Below are 15,758 nucleotides of genomic sequence, written 5' to 3'. Positions count from 1 at the left end.
CCATGAGGCTCCACAGCACTGTGCCGACCGCGACCTACCGGCTCCAGCTCCAGCCCTCCTTCCCCTTCCGGGCGGCCGAGGAGGCCGTGCCGTACCTGGCCTCCCTCGGGGTGTCCCACCTGCACCTGTCGCCCGTGCTGGAGGCCGTCCCCGGCTCCACGCACGGCTACGACGTCGTCGACCACTCGGCCGTGCGGACGGAGCTCGGCGGCGAGGAGGGCCTGCGGTCGCTGGCGCGCACCGCCCGGGAGCACGGGATGGGCCTGATCCTCGACATCGTCCCGAACCACATGGCCCTGCCCGCGCCCGCGACGCTCAACGGCCCGCTCTGGGAGGTGCTGCGGGACGGCCCGGCCTCGCGCTACGCCCGCTGGTTCGACATCGACTGGGCCGAGCACGGCGGCAAGGTGCTGCTGCCCGTGCTGGCCGGCCCGCTCGGCGGGGAGCTGCGCCACTTCGGCGTCGCGGGCCGCGCGCACGGTGACGAGCGCGTCCTGCGCTACCACGACCACGCCTTCCCGCTGCGGCCCGGCACGGAGCGGCTGCCGCTGCCCGAACTGCTGGACGCGCAGTGGTACCGGCCCGCCTGGTGGCGGCTGGCCCGCACGGAGCTGAACTACCGGCGCTTCTTCACCGTCTCCGAGCTGATCGCCGTCCGCGTGGAGGACCCGGAGGTCTTCGCCGCCACCCACGGCAAGGTGGTGCAGCTGCTGCGGGACGGGGTGGCCGACGGGCTGCGCGTCGACCACCCGGACGGGCTCGCCGACCCCGCCGGCTACCTCCACCGCCTCGCCGAGGCCACGGACGGCCGCTGGACGGTCGTCGAGAAGATCCTCAGCGGCGGCGAACGGCTGCCCGGCGACTGGCCCGTCGCCGGGACCACCGGCTACGACGCCCTGCGCCACCTCGACGGCCTGTTCGTCGACCCCGCGGGCGCCGCCGAACTGGGAGCCCGCTACCGCGCCTTCACCGGCCTGCCGCCCGACCGCGGCGGCGACTGGCCCGCGACGGTGCGCCGCGCCGCGTACAAGGTGATCACCCACGAGCTGGCCGCGGAGACCGAGCGGCTGGTGCGCACCGCCGGCCGGATCTGCGAGGGCTCGCACCGGCTGCGCGACACCGCGCCCTGGGCCCTGCGCACCGCCGTGCACGAGATCCTCGTACGGCTGCCCGTCTACCGGCCCTACGCCGTGCCCGGGCGGCCCGCGGCCCCCGTCGACGCCGCCCTGCTCGAGCGGGCCGCCCAGGACGCGCGCGCCGCCTTCACGGTGCCCGAGGAGGCCTGTGCCGCCGATGTCGTCCGGGACGCCGCGCTGGGCCGCCTGGGGCAGGGGCCGGACCAGCGGGACTTCTGCGCGCGGTTCGCGCAGACCGCCTCCGCGCTGCGCGCCAAGTCCGTCGAGGACACCGCCTTCTACCGGCACGCGCCCCTGCTGTCGGCCGCGGAGGTGGGCGGCGACCCCGGCCGGCCCGCCGTGTCCCCCGAGGACTTCCACGCCTACTGCGCCCGCCTGCAGCACGACTGGCCCGCGACCGGGACGGTGCTGTCCACGCACGACACCAAGCGCAGCGCCGACGTACGGGCCCGGATCGCGGCGCTGAGCGAGTGTCCCGGCCGGTGGGCGGAGCTGATGGACCGGCTCGCGGCCGAGGCCGCCGAACCCCGCGCACCCGACCCGCACGTGGCGTGGCTGGCCTGGCAGAGCGCCTTCGGGCTCGGCCCCGCGAACCCTGCGGACGCTGCCCGGCTCGCGTTCGCCGTGCTGAAGAGCGTGCGCGAGGCGGGGCTGCGCACGACGTGGACCGAGCCGGACGCGGCGTACGAGGCGGCCGTGGAGGCCTTCGTCGCGGCACACCCGTGCGGCCCGGCCCGCGCCGCCCTCGCGCCCCTGGAGGACGCGCTGTGGCCGTCCGTGCGGGCCAACACGCTCGGCGCGGCCCTGCTGCACCTGACCATGCCGGGCGTGCCCGACCTCTACATGGGCACCGAGCGCGCCTACGCCGCCCTCGTCGACCCCGACAACCGGCGCCCGCCGGCCTTCCCGGCGGGCGATGGCGCAGGGGACGGGGGATTGTCCGCCGGAGGCGGGGACCTGTCGGCCGAGAAGCTGCACCTGACGCGTACCGTGCTGAGGCTGCGCCGCGCCCGGCCCGAGTGGTTCGGCCCCGGCGCCTCGTACGAGCCGCTGGCCGCGGACGGGCCGGCCGCCGGGCACTGCGTGGCCTTCGCGCGCTCCGGTGCCGTGGTCACCGTCGTCTCGCGGCTGCACGGGCGGCTGGCGCAGGACGGGGGGCTGCGGGGGACGGTGCTGCCGCTGCCGGGCGGCGGGCGGTGGCGCGAGGTGCTGACGGGCGCCTCGTTCTCGTGTGAGGCGCCCGTGGCTCTGGCGGAGCTGCTGGAGCGCTGTCCGGTGGCGCTGCTCGTACGGGACTGAGCGCCGGGCCGCGCCCCTTGCAGGGCGCAAGTCCCCCGTACATCAGGCTTCAGTCGGTGCCCGGGAACGCCAGCTCGCGGCAGAGTTCGACGAAGGCGGCGGTGGTGCCGGTGAGCTCCACGCGCGCGAAGGCGGTCTGTTCGCGGCGCCAGCGCGGGTCGACGGGGACGGTCACCGCACCGGGCACGTCGCGCGCCATGTGCACGGGCGCGGCCACCAGGCCCAGGCCGGACACCGCCATCCGGACGGCGGTCGAGGAGTGCTCCGTCCAGACGGCCGTACGGGGTGTGAAGCCGCCCTGCTCGCAGACCCAGTCCAGCCAGCGCTTGCCCTGCACGATCGGTTCGAGGGCGCAGCGCACCCAGTCGCGCTCGGCCAGCTCGGGCAGCGCGAGGGGTTCCGTACGGGCTGCGAGGGGGTCGCCGGCCGAGGTGATCAGCCTGATCTCCTCGTGGCCGAGGGAGACGACGGGGCCGTGCCAGCCCTCGGGGCGGGGGCCGACGGCGATGTCGGCCACCCCGCGCTCCATGTGGTCGCGCAGCTCCTCCGTCGTCGCGTACTCGTGCAGGTGGAGGCGGACGGCGGGGAAGGCGCGGCGCCAGCGCGCGAAGACGGGCGGCAGCACCCCGACCGCGAGGGCGTGCAGGGACGCGATGTGCAGCTCGCCGCCGGCCGCTCCGGCGGCGGCCTTCGCCGCCCTGCGGGCCTGTTCGGCGCTGCGGACGGCGAGTTCGGCGTGGGGCAGGAAGGCGCGGCCCATCGGGGTGAGCCCGATGCCGCGCGGGCGGCGCTCCAGCAGCGGGCCGCCGACGTCCCGCTCCAGGGCCTTGATCTGGTGGGAGAGGGCGGACTGGGTCACGTTGAGCAGGTCGGCCGCGCGGGTGAACGACTCCTCCTCGACCACCGCGACGAGGTACTCCATCTGCCGCAGGCTCATGCCCGGCCCTCCCGTGCCCCCATGACCCCTGTTCATGGGATCGATCGAAACATTGCGTTGGACTCATGATCCCTGACGGCGCAGGGTGAAGACATGCGCGAACTGGGTGAAGACATGCACGAAACAGATGTGATCGTGATCGGTGGCGGCACCGGCGGCTACAGCACCGCCCTGCGGGCCGCAGCGCTCGGCCTCGACGTCGTCGTCGCGGAGCGCGATCTGGTGGGCGGCACCTGTCTGCACCGCGGCTGCATACCCAGCAAGGCCATGCTGCACGCGGCGGAGCTGGTGGACGGCATCGCGGAGGCGCGCGAGCGGTGGGGGGTGAAGGCGACCCTGGAGTCGGTCGACTGGTCCGTGCTGACCGCGACCCGCGACGACATCGTCGCCCGCAACCACCGGGGCGTGGAGGGCCATCTGGCGCACGCCGGCGTCCGCGTGGTGCGGGGGACCGCGGAGCTGACGGGCCCGCGGACGGTGCGGATCGGCTCGGGCGCCGAGGCGGGTGCCGTATGGACGGCCCGCCGGGGCATCGTGCTGGCCACCGGCTCGCGCCCGCGCACCCTGCCGGGCCTGGAGCCCGACGGCGTGCGCGTGGTCACCAGCGACGACGCCCTCTTCGCGCCGGGGCTGCCCGGCTCGGTGCTGGTGCTGGGCGGCGGCGCCATCGGCGTCGAGTACGCCTCCCTGCACCGCTCCATGGGCGCCGACGTGACGCTCGTGGAGGCTGCGGAACGGCTGCTGCCGCTGGAGGACGCCGACGTGAGCCGGTATCTGACGCGGGGTCTGAAGAAGCGGGGCATCGGCGTACTGGCGGGCACGCGGCTGGAGGAGGCCGTCGTCCACGAGGGCGGCGTGCGGGCCACGCTGCGCACCGCCAAGGGGGAAGTGCGCACCGTGGAGGCGGAGCGGCTGCTGGTGGCCGTGGGCCGCGTGCCGGTCACCGACGGCCTCGGCCTGGCGGCGGCCGGTCTCGCCACCGACGCCCGCGGCTTCGTCCCGCCGGCCGACTGGTCGCGCCTGGAGACGGCCGTGCCGGGCGTCCACGTCGTCGGCGACCTCCTGCCGCCGCCGTCCCTCGGCCTCGCCCACGCCTCCTTCGCGGAGGGCCTGCTGGTCGCCGAGACCCTCGCCGGGCGGACGCCGCGGCCCGTCGACTACGCCGCCGTGCCGCGCGTGACGTACTCCAGCCCGCAGACGGCCTCGGTCGGCCTGTCGGAGGACGAGGCACGCGCGCGTGGCCACGAGGCCGAAGCCGACTCCATGCCGCTGACGGCCGTCGCCAAGGGCATGGTGCACGGGCAGGGCGGTGTGGTGAAGGTCGTCGCCGAGAAGGGCGGCGGCCGGGTGCTCGGCGTCCACCTGGTGGGCCCGCACGTCTCGGAGATGATCGCGGAGGGCCAGCTGGTCGTCGGCTGGGACGCGGACGCCACGGACGTCGCCCAGCACATCCACCCGCACCCGACGCTGTCGGAGGCGGTGGGCGAGGTGATGCTGTCGCTGGCCGGGCGGGGGCTGCACCAGGTCTGAGAGAAGCCGGTGCCGGGGAGAAATCAGTGGACGGACGGGGGCCGCATGGGCCTTCCTAGGCGGTGCGCATCCAGCGCGACAGCCTCTCCGGAAGGACCCCATGACCCATCTGGTCATCCGTGCGCTCACCGAGCGCGACACCGAACTGTTCTCGGCCCTCGACGTGCCCGCCCTCGTCGGCAGGGGCGCCTTCGGCCACACCTACGTACCCGTGCACCGGGGCGGTGAGTACCGCCCCGACTGGACCTGGGTGGCACTGCGCGACGGCAAGGTCGTCGCCCGTGCCGCCTGGTGGGGCGGGCCCGGCGACGAGACCCCCGTAGCCCTGGACTGGTTCGACTTCGCCGAGGGCGAGGAGGAGGCGGCCGCCCGCCTGCTGCGCACCTCTCCCCTGCGCTGCGAGTACGCCTTGATGGCCCCGCCCGGCTGGCGGGAGACGCCCGAGGTGCGGGCCGCCGTGGAGGCGCGCGTCGCGGTGGCCGAGGCCGCCGGGATGCAGGTGCTGGTCGAGCGCTTCCGCTACGAGTGGACGACCGGCTGCCCGCTGCCCGAGCGCCCCGGCCGCCTGGTCTTCCGGCCCGAGCCCGACGACGCCGTCATACGCGACGTGCTGGGCCGCACCATGGAGGGCACGCTCGACGCGCACGACCGCAAGAACATCACCGAACTCGGCCTGGAAGCCGCCGTCGACGACCTCATGGCCATCCTCACCTGGCTGCCCTCGCCCCGGGACTGGTGGCGGCTCGCCTTCACGCCCGGCGGCGAGCTGGTCGGCGTGCAGATCCCCGCGCACAACCCCGGCGGTCCGTGCGTGGGCTACCTCGGCGTCGTCGCCGGGCAGCGCGGCCGCGGCTACGGCTACGACCTGCTCGTGGAGTGCACGCACGACCTGGTCTCCCGGGGCGCGACGCGCATCGCGGCCGCCACCGACCAGGGCAACCTGCCGATGGCCGCGGGCTTCGCGAAGGCGGGCTACCCCGTCTCGCAGGAGCGGATCGACCTGCTTCCGGCCCGCGAGGCCTGACCACGGGGCACCATGGACAGCACTGCCGCCGGGAAGGAGCCGACCGTGCTGTTCGAGGTGTGGGCGCCGCGGGCCGGCCGGGTGCAGCTGCACGCTAGCGGCCGGGCGCAGCCGATGGAGCGGGACCCGGCCCGGGACGGGTGGTGGCGGTGCGAGGCCCCCGGCGGGGAGGGCACCCGCTACGGGTTCGCCCTGGACGGCGGCCCCGTACGGCCCGACCCTCGCTCGCGCCGGCAGCCGGACGGGCCCGACGGTCCGAGCGCCGTCGCCGACCCCGGGCGCTTCCCGTGGCGGCAGGAGTGGGCGGGCCGGCCGCTGTCCGGCGCCGTCCTCTACGAGCTGCACGTGGGCACGTTCACCCGCGAGGGCACCTTCGACGCCGCGGCCGCGCGCCTGCCGCACCTCGCCCGGCTGGGCGTCACCCATGTGGAGCTGATGCCCGTATGCCCCTTCCCCGGCACTCACGGCTGGGGGTACGAGGGCGTGTCGCCGTGGGCCGTCCACGAGCCCTACGGCGGGCCCGGGGGGCTGTGCCGCTTCGTGGACGCGGCGCACGCGCTGGGCCTCGGCGTCGTCCTGGACGTGGTGCACAACCACCTCGGCCCCTCCGGCAACCACCTGCCCGCCTTCGGGCCGTACTTCACCGACACCCACCACACGCCGTGGGGCGCCGCCGTCAACCTGGACGCCCCCGGCTCCGACGAGGTGCGGGCGTATCTGACGGGCAGTGCGCTGGCCTGGCTGCGCGACTACCGCCTGGACGGACTGCGGCTGGACGCCGTGCACGCCCTCGCGGACACCCGCCCCAAGCACTTCCTCGCCGAACTCTCCGGCGCCGTGGACGCCCTGGCCGCACGGCTGGGCCGGCCGCTGTTCCTCATCGCCGAGTCCGACCTGAACGACCCGGCCACCACCACGCCGCGCGAAGCGGGCGGCCTGGGCCTGCACGCCCAGTGGAACGACGACTTCCACCACGCGCTGCACACCCTCCTGACCGGCGAGTCCCAGGGCTACTACGCCGACTTCGCCGCCGACCCGGCCGCGGCGCTCGCCAAGACGCTGCGGGGCGGCTTCTTCCACGACGGCACGCACTCCTCCTTCCGCGGGCGCCCACACGGCCGGCCCCTCGACCCGGCCGCCCCCGCCCGGCGCCTCCTGGGCTACGCCCAGAACCACGACCAGATCGGCAACCGCGCCCAGGGCGATCGGCTCTCCGCCCGTCTCTCCCCCGGGCGCCTGGCCTGCGCCGCCGCGCTCGTCCTCGGCGCGCCCTTCACCCCGATGCTGTTCATGGGCGAGGAGTGGGGCGCGCGCACCCCCTGGCAGTTCTTCACCGACCACACCGACCCGCAGCTGGCCGAAGCCGTCCGCACCGGCCGCCGGCGCGAGTTCGCCGCGCACGGCTGGGCCGCGGAGGAGATCCCCGACCCGCAGGACCCGGCCACCCGCGACCGCTCCTGCCTGGACTGGGACGAGCCGGAGCGCGAGCCGCACCGCGCCCTGCTGGAGTGGCACCGCCGCCTGATCGCCCTGCGCCGCGCCGGACCGGACCCGGGCCCGCTCTCCGCCACGGCGGTCACCGTCGGCCCCGGCGGCACGGCCGTCCTGCGCCACGGCACCCTGTGCACGGCCGTCAACCCTACGGACGCCCCGGCCGCGCTGCCCCTCGGCGACGCCCCCGCGCGCGAGGTCCTGGCCGCCTGGCACCCGGTGGACCTCCCCGGCCCGGACGGCCTGCTGCACCTGCCGCCCGCCTCGGCGGCCGTGCTGCGGTGCGGCTGACCCCGCCGCTCCTGCGTTGCGGCGGGGCGGGGCCGGAGAGACGCTGAGGGTGGGCGCATCCGCGCCTCAGTGAGCGCGGAGCCGGAGCGCCGGGCGCGGCGGACCGCCCCGAGGGGACGATGACCCATGCGCATGATGCTCAGGGCCCGGCTGGACACCCACGCCTCCAACGAGGTCTACAAGCGCGGCGAGCTGGCGAAGTTCGTACAGGACCTGATGGACCGGACCAAGCCCGAAGCCGCCTACTTCGGCCCCATGGACGGCGGCCGCACCTGCACCCTCGTCTTCGACCTGGCGGACCCGTCGCAGATCCCCGCCACGCTGGAGGCCCTCCTGCTCGACATGGAAGCCGACGTCGAACTGCTGCCCGTCATGAACTACGACGACCTGAAGAAGGGCCTCGCCGCCAAGAACAAGTGAGCCGGCCTCAGCCTTCCGCAGGCTGCCTCATCCCTCCGCCGGCTCCAGGCGCAGGGCGATGGAGTTGATGCAGTACCGCTGGTCGGTGGGGGTGGCGTAGCCCTCGCCCTCGAAGACGTGGCCCAGGTGCGAGCCGCAGCGGGCGCAGCGGACCTCGGTGCGGACCATGCCGTGCGAGCGGTCCTCGATCAGCTCGACGGCGGTGGAGTCCTTCGGGTCGTAGAAGCTGGGCCAGCCGCAGTGGCTCTCGAACTTCTCGGTGGAGCGGAACAGCTCCGAGCCGCAGGCGCGGCAGGAGTAGACGCCCGCCGTCTTGGTGTCGGTGTATTCGCCCCGGAAGGCGGGCTCGGTGCCGGCCCTGCGGAGCACCTGGTACTCCGCAGGGGAGAGCTCCGCGCGCCACTGCTCGTCCGTCTTCTCGACCTCGTACGTCATCTCGCACGCCTTCCGGGGGGTCGCGGCTGTCCGCCGGTGCGGTCAGCTCTCCAGGCGGGCCAGGATGCGCGGACCGAGGTCCGTCACGTCACCGGCGCCCATGGTCAGAACGAGGTCCCCGGGGCGGGCCATTCCCTCGATCACGTCCGGGATCGCGGCCATGTCGTGCTCGGCGCGCACGTCGGCGCCGGCGGCCGCCGCGGCGTCGATGATCAGGGCGCTGGTGATGCCCGGGACCGGGTCCTCGCGGGCCGGGTAGATGTCCAGGACGACCGAGGAGTCGGCGAGGGCGAGGGCCTGGCCCATCTCCGTGCCGAGCTCCTGGGTGCGGGAGAACAGGTGCGGCTGGAAGACGACCAGGATCCGGGCGCCGGCGGCGGCGCCGCGGATGGCCTCCAGGTCGGCGGTCATCTCGGTGGGGTGGTGCGCGTAGGAGTCGATGACCTGCACGCCGCGGGCCTCGCCCTTGAGCTGCAGGCGGCGCTTGACGCCGGTGTACTTGCCGAGCGCGGAGGCCAGGTTGTGCGCGGGGATGCCGAGGGCGATGCCCGCGGCGAGGGCGGCGACGGCGTTGAGCGCGTAGTGACGGCCGGGGACGGAGACCGTGAAGGTCAGCATCTTGCCGCCCAGGAGGACGGTGACCTCGCTGGTCAGGCCGCGCGGGGTGACCTTCAGGACGCGCACGTCGGCGTCCTCGGCCTCGCCGTAGGTGACGACCTCGATGTCGTGGCGGGCTGCGTTTTCGGCGATTCGCTCGGTGAGCTCGCGGGCGCCCGCCTGGTCGGCGGCGACCACGAGCGTGCCGCCCGGGCGGATCCGGCCGACGAAGGTCTCGAACGACTCGTAGATCTCGTCCATCGACGCGTAGTTCGCGTGGTGGTCCAGCTCCACGTTGAGGATGATCGCGACCTCGGGGGCGTACTTGTGGAAGCTGCGGTCGCTCTCGTCCGCCTCCGCCACGAAGATCTCGCCGGCGCCGTGGCGCGCGTTGGAGCCGGGGGCGTCCAGGTCGCCGCCGATGGCGTACGAGGGGTCGAGGCCCAGGGCGTCGAGGGAGACGGCGAGCATCGACGTCGTGGTCGTCTTGCCGTGCGTGCCGGCGACCGCGATCGGGCGCAGGCCGTCCATCAGGCCCGCGAGGGCGTCCGAGCGGTGCACGACGGGGATGCCGCGCTCGGCGGCGGCGGCGAGCTCGGGGTTGTCGGCGCGGATGGCGCTGGAGACGACGACGCAGGTGGCGTCCTCGGCCAGGTGCTCGGCGGCGTGCCCGATGTGCACCGTGGCGCCCAGGGCGCGCAGGGCCTCGGCGGTCGCGGAGTCCTTGGCGTCGCTGCCGGCGACGGCCGCGCCGCGCTGCGCGAGGATCTTCGCGATGCCCGACATGCCGGCGCCGCCGATGCCGATGAAGTGCGGTCGGTCCATCGTCGTGGGGACGGCCGGTGCCATGTGCGGTGCTCCCTGTCGCAGCGTGCTTGATATATCCGGACCGATTCTTGCACCCCGCGGTGACAGCCCCGTCCTCCCCCGTCACACCGCCCGGATCAGCCCCGCCGCCAGGCCCGCCGCGATCGCCGCCGTGCGGCTGTCCACGCCCAGCTTTCCGTAGATGTGCACGAGGTGGGTCTTGACGGTGGCCTCGCTGATGAACAGGCGGCGGGAGATCTGCTTGTTGGCCAGGCCCTCGGCCACCAGTCCGAGGATCTCGGTCTCGCGCTGGGTGAGGGCGGGCCTGCCCCCGGCGCGCACGCGGCCGAGCAGGCGCGCGGCGACCGGCGGCGCCAGGACCGTCTCGCCGCGGGCGGCGGCCTGGACGGCCGCGGCGACGTCCTCGGGCGGGGCGTCCTTGAGGAGGTAGCCGGTCGCCCCCGCCTCGACGGCGGCCAGGATGTCGGCGTCGGTGCTGTACGTGGTGAGGATCAGGACCGCGGGCGGGTCCGGCAGGGCGGTGATGCGGCGGGTGGCCTCGACGCCGTGCATGCCGGCGCCCATCTGGAGGTCCATGAGGACGACGTCGGGGCGGGTTCCGGCGTCGAGGAGCCGCAGGGCTTCGGCGCCGTCGCCGGCCTCGCCGACGGCCTCCACGTCGGGGAGCTCGTCGACCATGGCGCGCAGTCCGCGCCGGACGACGGGGTGGTCGTCGACGATCAGGACGCGGACGGCCTCGCGGGCGGCGCCTTCCGGGTACGCCGGCCTGCTCATGCCGCGGCCTCGGCCGTGTCCCGGGGCCGGGCCCCGGAACCCACCGGCACGGCCGCGGCGATCGCCGTGCCCTCGCCGGGGGCGGACTCGACGGTGAGGGTCCCGCCGAGGGCGGCGATGCGTTCGCGCATGCCGTGCAGGCCGAAGGTCCGGCGGCCGTCGGCGGGGCCGTCCCCCGGGGTGAAGCCGACTCCGTCGTCGTAGACGTCGAGGGTCACCTGGCCGTCGAGGAAGGCGATGGTGACGGCGGTGTGGTCGGCGTGCGCGTGGCGGGCGACGTTGGCGAGCGCCTCCTGGGTGAGGCGCAGCAGGGCCACCTCGGTCTCCATGGGGAGGGCGCAGGGATCGCCGTCGAGGCGGAAGACGGCCCCGGGGACCGTCCGCGCGGTCACGCGGCGCAGCGCCTCGGGCAGCGGGGCGTCCTCCAGGGCGGGCGGGGTGAGGGCCTGGACGAAGCGGCGGGCCTCGGCGAGGTTGTCGGCCGCGGTCCGCCCGGCTTCCCGCATCCGGTCGCGGGCCGCCTCCGGGCTCGCGGTCTCCGCGGCGCGGGCGAGGAGGACGATGCTGGACAGGCCCTGGGCGAGGGTGTCGTGGATCTCGCGGGCGAGCCGCTGGCGCTCGGCGAGCCGCCCGGCCTCGCGCTGGGCGGCGGCGAGCTCGTCGCGGGTGCGCATCAGGTCGTCGATGAGGAGCTGGCGGCGGCAGCTCTCGCGGTAGAGCGCGGCGTAGCCGTAGCCGGTCAGGATGGCGACCACGGCGCCGGCGACGGGGCCGATGACCTTGGCGGCGGTCAGCCCGCCGGGGGCGCCGGCCTGGGCGGCCACGACGGCGGCGGTGGCCGCGGCGACGGCGGGGTGCGCCCAGCGGACCGGCATGGCGTGCAGGAAGAGGAAGAAGAGCGGGAAGGCGACGTAGCTGAAGCCGTGGTCCATGGCCAGGAGCAGCAGCCACAGGGTGGTGACGGCGGCGAGCCAGGGGCCGGGGCGGTCGGTGCGGCGGATGACGCCGAGGCCGTAGACGGCGGCGAGCACGGCGGCGGGCGGCAGGACGGCCACGGGGGCCGTCCCGGCGAGGGCGGGGCCGGCGGCGATGACGAGCAGCACGTAGAACGCCCCGTGCACCGCGAGCCGGACCAGCCGCAGGGAGGGCATCTCGGAGCCGGCGCCACCGACGAGGCCGGGCCGGGCCGCGGGGCCCGCAAGGCCGGGGCCAGGGCCGGGGGCGGGGTCCGTAAGGCCCGCGCCGGGATCCGCAAGGCCGGGACCGGGATCCGCAAGGCCGGGCTGTGCAGGCCGGTCCGCCGGACCGCTCGGAGCCACGCCGGCCGCGAGTGCATCCCGCGCAGGCCCGTCGGCCGGACCCTCCGCGCCCGCCGGGACGGCACCGGCCCGCAGGGCGCGCCACGTAAAACGGCCGGGCACGCGCGCGTGCCCGGTCGCGGTCTCGGGGGCGGGGAGGCTCGTTCGGCTCACCCCATCGAGCGTACGGGCCCTCGCCCGGGGCACCCCTCCCCGCAGCCCTCAACCGTTCGATTGATTTTCGGGTGCACCGTACGTACGGGGTGCGGACCAGCCCTTGCCCTGATGGCGGCGGGGCGTTCGCGCGCGAGTGTGAAGGAGTCCTGACAGAGCCCGGGAGGGGTCCTTGTTCGTCGCGCTCCGTGACATCCGTTTCGCCCGGGGGCGCTTCGCCCTCATGGGCGCGGTCGTCACCCTCATCACCACACTCGTGGTCTTCCTCTACGGCCTGACCGACGGCCTGGCGCGGGAGGCGTCGTCCGCCGTGGCGGGACTGCCCGCCGGCCGGATCGTGTTCGCCGCGCCCGCAGGGGCCGCGCCGGAGGTCTCCTTCTCGAACAGCTCGGTGGACGCCGGGCAGCTGCGGGCCTGGCAGGAGGCGCCGGGTGTGACCTCCGCCGAACCGTTCGGCGTGGCGATGACACGGCTGACGGCGGGCGGCAAGGCGTCGTCGGTGAGCGTGTTCGGCACGCCGGACCGGCTGCGGCCCGCGCTCGTCTCGGGCTCCGCACCGGACGGCCGCGGGGTGGCGGTGAGCGAGCGGCTGGCGCGCGAGAGCGGGCTGCGCACGGGCGATCGCGTCACCCTCGGCACCGAGGAACTGACCGTCTCGGGCATCACCGCCGACCGCAGTCACGGCCACGCCCCGAGCGTGTGGGCCACCCTGCCCGCCTGGCACCGGGTGAGCCGGCAGGCGCAGCCGACCGCGCTGGCCGTCGACGGCGGCGGGCGCCCGGACGGCCCCGCCGCGCACAGCACGAAGGCGGTCGGCGTCGGCGAGGCGCTGGACGGCATCGACGGGTACGCGGCCGAGCACGGCACGCTGCGGATGATCCAGGGGTTCCTGTTCGTGGTGAGCGCCCTGGTCGTGGGCGCCTTCTTCACGGTGTGGACGGTGCAGCGCAGGCCCGACGTGGCGGTGCTCAAGGCGGTCGGCGCGAGCAGCGCCTATCTGGTGCGGGACGCCCTCGGGCAGGCGGCGGTCGTGCTGGCCGCCGGGTCCGCGCTCGGCGCCGCGGCGGGCGCGGCCGGCGGGGCGCTGGCGTCGGCCTCGGTGCCGTTCGAGCTGGGTGCGGCGACCGTCGCCGTGCCGGTGGCGGCGATGGTGCTGCTGGGGCTGGCCGGCTCCGCGCTCGCCGTACGCCGCATCACGTCCGTCGATCCGCTGACCGCCCTGGGAGCCTCCCGTTGAGCACCGCACCCGTCCTGTCGCCCGTCCGGCCACCCGTTCTGTCGCTGGAGGCCGTCGGCCTCACCTACCCGGACGGCGACCGCAGGCTGACCGCCCTCGACGCGGTGTCCCTGGAGGTGGCGCCCGGCGAGCTCGTGGCCGTCGCGGGGCCCTCCGGCTCCGGGAAGTCGAGCCTGCTCGCGGTGGCGGCGACGCTGCTGCGGCCGGACGCGGGCCGCGTGACCGTGGCGGGGCAGGACACCGCGCGGATGAGCGCCCGGGCCCGTACGGCGCTGCGCCGGGAGCGGATCGGCATCGTCTTCCAGCAGGCCAACCTGCTGCCGTCGCTGACCGCCGAGGAGCAGCTGCTGGCCGTGGAGCACGTACGGGGCGCGAGCGTGCGGGGCGCCCGGGGGCGGGCGGTGCAGCTGCTGGAGTCGGTGGGCCTGGACGCGGCGAAGCGGCGCCGCCGCCCGCACCAGCTGTCCGGGGGCGAGCGGCAGCGGGTGAACATCGCCCGGGCGCTGTCCGGGGGCCCGTCCGTCCTGCTGGTGGACGAGCCGACGTCCGCGCTGGACCGGGAGCGCGGCGAGCAGGTCGTGGAGCTGCTCGCCGAGGTGACGCGGGCGCACCGGACGGCCACGGTGCTGGTCACGCACGACCGGGCGCTGCTCGGCCGGGCGGACCGGGTGCTCACCATGGCCGACGGGCGGCTGGGCTGACCCTCCGGCCCGCCGGGTCACTGCTCCTGTACGTCGCCCAGGGCGTAGTCCTCTTCGTCGTTGTGGGCGTAGAGCTTGAGGACGGGGACGCCGACCTTGTGCCGGGCACGGGAGGCCCAGTCGCGGTGGAAGAACTCCTCCACCAGGTGCGGCGCGGTCAGCACGATCACCTCGTCGGCGTGGGTCTGCTCGACCACGGACCGCAGCAGGTTCAGCGGGTGGCCCTCGATGAGCTGGCCGACGGCCTCGCAGCCGGCGTCCCGGAGGCTGCGGAGCGAGTGCTCCAGGGCGAGGGCCGCCGGGCGGACGGCCTGCTCGCCCTCGGGCTCGTCGGCCTCGTGCACGGCCTGCTCCAGCTCGCCGAGCGCGACGTCGTCGATGGCCCGCAGCAGCCGGTCCTCGGCGCCTCTGGGCTGCATGAGGACCACGAAGGACATCTCGTCGTCGTGCAGGGTGGTGACGAAGTCGACGTCGGTGGCGGACAGCGGCTGCTCGATCATCAATACGCTCGTGAACACGGTGGGAGCCCTTCTCCTTCGTGGGCCACCGGCCCAACGGCCAACAGAAACCATCCTGCGCGCCCCCTGGGCCCGCCTGTTCCGATCATGTGCCCCCGAGGGAGCGTCCGATTCAATTCTGCCCACCGACGGCTAACCGGAACGGGATATTCCGCCGATTGTCAGATCCTGTGGTACCTGCTGAAGAGAAATCCTGCCTCTTCGAGGAGCGAAGCGAGGACGAATCGTTCCGGCAGGGGCATGTCGGGGCCGTTCACGATCCGGGCCGCGGTGCCCCCGGCGACCATCGGGGCGAGCGTCAGGCACAGCTCGTCCAGCACCCCGGCCGCCGCGAACTGCCCCAGCAGCCGCGGGCCGCCCTCGGTGAGCAGCCTGGTCAGCCCGCGTTCCGCCAGCACCTGCGGCACCCGGGCGGGATCCACCCGGCGCCCCTCGCCGGCCACGAGCACCTCGGCCCCGGCCGCGCGCGCCGCCGAGACCCGGTCCGCGGGGGCGTCCTCGCCCGTCAGCACGAGGGTGGGCACCAGCGGCTCGGTGAACAGCGGAAGAGAGAAGTCCAGGTCGAGCCCCGCGCTCACGATCGCGATCGCCGGAGCGGGCCCCTGGCCGAGCGCCGCCCGGCGCGCCGCGAACGCCTCACGGGCCCGCGCGGGCCGGTAGCCCTCCTGGCGTACGGTCTCCGCGCCCACGACGACGGCGTCGGCGAGCCCGCGCAGCGTCCCGAAGATGCGCATGTCGGCGTCGGAGGACAGCGGCTGCGAGCGCCCGTCGTGGTGGGCCGCGCCGTCCAGCGAGGAGACCATGTTCGCGCGCAGCCAGGCGTGGCGGGCGGGGCCCGGCTCCTCCGGGTAGGCGTAGACCTCGGCCAGCTCCTCCAGCTCCCAGGTGCGGTCCTCCTGCGCGGAGGCGCGGGCCGGGGCGGAAGGGGAGGGAGCGGCAGCAGAGCCGGGGGAGGCAGGGGAGCCAGGCGATTCGAGCGGGAACAGGCGTCGCATAGGCCGCAGTGTGACATGCCTCGCTCTCGCGGCGGCCGTCAGCCCGCGGACAGCGGCTAGGCTGGAGAGCTGT

Annotated in this window: 14 protein-coding genes; 7 read left to right on the top strand and 7 right to left on the bottom strand. The window is 75.4% G+C overall.

Features of this window, described 5'->3' with window-relative positions; all coding sequences use genetic code 11:
* Positions 1 to 2 precede the first annotated feature (2 nt).
* A complete protein-coding gene (gene treY, locus IE241_RS01340; RefSeq protein WP_190019681.1) occupies positions 3 to 2,435 on the top strand; it encodes a malto-oligosyltrehalose synthase in 2,433 nt (810 codons plus the stop codon).
* A 49-nt stretch (positions 2,436 to 2,484) separates the two neighbouring features.
* On the opposite strand, the gene IE241_RS01335 is transcribed toward treY, so the two are convergent.
* Positions 2,485 to 3,372 (bottom strand): LysR family transcriptional regulator, encoded by an 888-nt coding sequence (locus tag IE241_RS01335; RefSeq protein ID WP_190019680.1) that lies wholly within the window; start codon positions 3,370 to 3,372, stop codon positions 2,485 to 2,487.
* A gap of 114 nt (positions 3,373 to 3,486) precedes the next feature.
* Here IE241_RS01335 and lpdA point away from each other — a divergent pair, with 114 nt between their 5' ends.
* From lpdA to IE241_RS01315, 4 genes are all read left to right on the top strand, one after another.
* A complete protein-coding gene (gene lpdA, locus IE241_RS01330; RefSeq protein ID WP_190019679.1) occupies positions 3,487 to 4,902 on the top strand; it encodes a dihydrolipoyl dehydrogenase in 1,416 nt (471 codons plus the stop codon).
* 100 nt (positions 4,903 to 5,002) lie between these two features.
* Entirely contained in the window at positions 5,003 to 5,926 is a 924-nt protein-coding gene (locus IE241_RS01325; protein WP_190019678.1) for a GNAT family protein, read from the top strand.
* A 45-nt stretch (positions 5,927 to 5,971) separates the two neighbouring features.
* Positions 5,972 to 7,708, top strand: coding sequence for a malto-oligosyltrehalose trehalohydrolase (gene treZ, locus IE241_RS01320; protein WP_190020391.1), 1,737 nt, complete (start codon positions 5,972 to 5,974; stop codon positions 7,706 to 7,708).
* Positions 7,709 to 7,834: 126 nt separating this feature from the next.
* Positions 7,835 to 8,128, top strand: coding sequence for a hypothetical protein (locus tag IE241_RS01315; protein WP_190019677.1), 294 nt, complete (start codon positions 7,835 to 7,837; stop codon positions 8,126 to 8,128).
* A 27-nt stretch (positions 8,129 to 8,155) separates the two neighbouring features.
* Here the strand turns inward: IE241_RS01315 and msrB are convergent, their stop codons facing one another.
* The 4 genes from msrB to IE241_RS01295 all read right to left on the bottom strand — a co-directional run bounded on the left by msrB (position 8,156) and on the right by IE241_RS01295 (position 12,234).
* Positions 8,156 to 8,563 carry a peptide-methionine (R)-S-oxide reductase MsrB gene (gene msrB / locus IE241_RS01310; protein ID WP_190019676.1) on the bottom strand — a complete coding sequence of 136 codons (408 nt, stop codon included), beginning with the start codon at positions 8,561 to 8,563 and terminating at the stop codon, positions 8,156 to 8,158.
* Between the two features lie 42 nt (positions 8,564 to 8,605).
* Positions 8,606 to 10,009, bottom strand: coding sequence for a UDP-N-acetylmuramate--L-alanine ligase (murC, locus tag IE241_RS01305; RefSeq protein WP_190019675.1), 1,404 nt, complete (start codon positions 10,007 to 10,009; stop codon positions 8,606 to 8,608).
* Positions 10,010 to 10,090: 81 nt separating this feature from the next.
* Positions 10,091 to 10,762, bottom strand: a complete 672-nt coding sequence (locus IE241_RS01300; protein WP_190019674.1) for a response regulator — start codon at positions 10,760 to 10,762, stop codon at positions 10,091 to 10,093.
* Complete coding sequence (locus tag IE241_RS01295) at positions 10,759 to 12,234, bottom strand: sensor histidine kinase (RefSeq protein ID WP_308433603.1); 1,476 nt, start codon at positions 12,232 to 12,234, stop codon at positions 10,759 to 10,761. The genes IE241_RS01300 and IE241_RS01295 overlap by 4 nt, the downstream gene beginning before the upstream one ends.
* A gap of 172 nt (positions 12,235 to 12,406) precedes the next feature.
* On the opposite strand from IE241_RS01295, the gene IE241_RS01290 reads away from it, so the two are divergent.
* Both IE241_RS01290 and IE241_RS01285 read left to right on the top strand, forming a co-directional pair.
* Positions 12,407 to 13,471 (top strand): FtsX-like permease family protein, encoded by a 1,065-nt coding sequence (locus IE241_RS01290; RefSeq protein WP_190019673.1) that lies wholly within the window; start codon positions 12,407 to 12,409, stop codon positions 13,469 to 13,471.
* Positions 13,468 to 14,172, top strand: coding sequence for an ABC transporter ATP-binding protein (locus tag IE241_RS01285; protein ID WP_190019672.1), 705 nt, complete (start codon positions 13,468 to 13,470; stop codon positions 14,170 to 14,172). Before IE241_RS01290 ends, IE241_RS01285 begins: the two co-directional genes overlap by 4 nt.
* Before the next feature lie 17 nt (positions 14,173 to 14,189).
* Here IE241_RS01285 and IE241_RS01280 read toward each other — a convergent pair whose 3' ends face one another.
* Together IE241_RS01280 and IE241_RS01275 are read right to left on the bottom strand one after the other, a co-directional pair.
* The gene (locus IE241_RS01280) at positions 14,190 to 14,690 is read right to left on the bottom strand and encodes an indole-3-glycerol phosphate synthase (RefSeq protein WP_190019671.1); all 501 of its coding nucleotides are present in this window, start codon (positions 14,688 to 14,690) and stop codon (positions 14,190 to 14,192) included.
* 161 nt (positions 14,691 to 14,851) lie between these two features.
* Complete coding sequence (locus IE241_RS01275; RefSeq protein WP_190019670.1) at positions 14,852 to 15,685, bottom strand: pyrimidine reductase family protein; 834 nt, start codon at positions 15,683 to 15,685, stop codon at positions 14,852 to 14,854.
* Positions 15,686 to 15,758: the final 73 nt, after the last annotated feature.

This window comes from Streptomyces hiroshimensis (assembly GCF_014650335.1).
Lineage (GTDB): Bacteria > Actinomycetota > Actinomycetes > Streptomycetales > Streptomycetaceae > Streptomyces > Streptomyces hiroshimensis.
Note: the sequence above shows the minus strand (reverse complement) of the source record. Positions and strands in the feature narration are given on the sequence as shown.

Bases quoted from the DNA above. Each gene is read 5' to 3' on its own strand.
- msrB (WP_190019676.1), bottom strand. From the start codon at position 8,563: ATGACGTACGAGGTCGAGAAGACGGACGAGCAGTGGCGCGCGGAGCTC.
- IE241_RS01275 (WP_190019670.1), bottom strand. From the start codon at position 15,685: ATGCGACGCCTGTTCCCGCTCGAATCGCCTGGCTCCCCTGCCTCCCCC.
- treY (WP_190019681.1), top strand. From the start codon at position 3: ATGAGGCTCCACAGCACTGTGCCGACCGCGACCTACCGGCTCCAGCTC.
- lpdA (WP_190019679.1), top strand. From the start codon at position 3,487: ATGCACGAAACAGATGTGATCGTGATCGGTGGCGGCACCGGCGGCTAC.
- IE241_RS01335 (WP_190019680.1), bottom strand. From the start codon at position 3,372: ATGAGCCTGCGGCAGATGGAGTACCTCGTCGCGGTGGTCGAGGAGGAG.
- IE241_RS01325 (WP_190019678.1), top strand. From the start codon at position 5,003: ATGACCCATCTGGTCATCCGTGCGCTCACCGAGCGCGACACCGAACTG.
- IE241_RS01300 (WP_190019674.1), bottom strand. From the start codon at position 10,762: ATGAGCAGGCCGGCGTACCCGGAAGGCGCCGCCCGCGAGGCCGTCCGC.
- IE241_RS01315 (WP_190019677.1), top strand. From the start codon at position 7,835: ATGCGCATGATGCTCAGGGCCCGGCTGGACACCCACGCCTCCAACGAG.
- murC (WP_190019675.1), bottom strand. From the start codon at position 10,009: ATGGCACCGGCCGTCCCCACGACGATGGACCGACCGCACTTCATCGGC.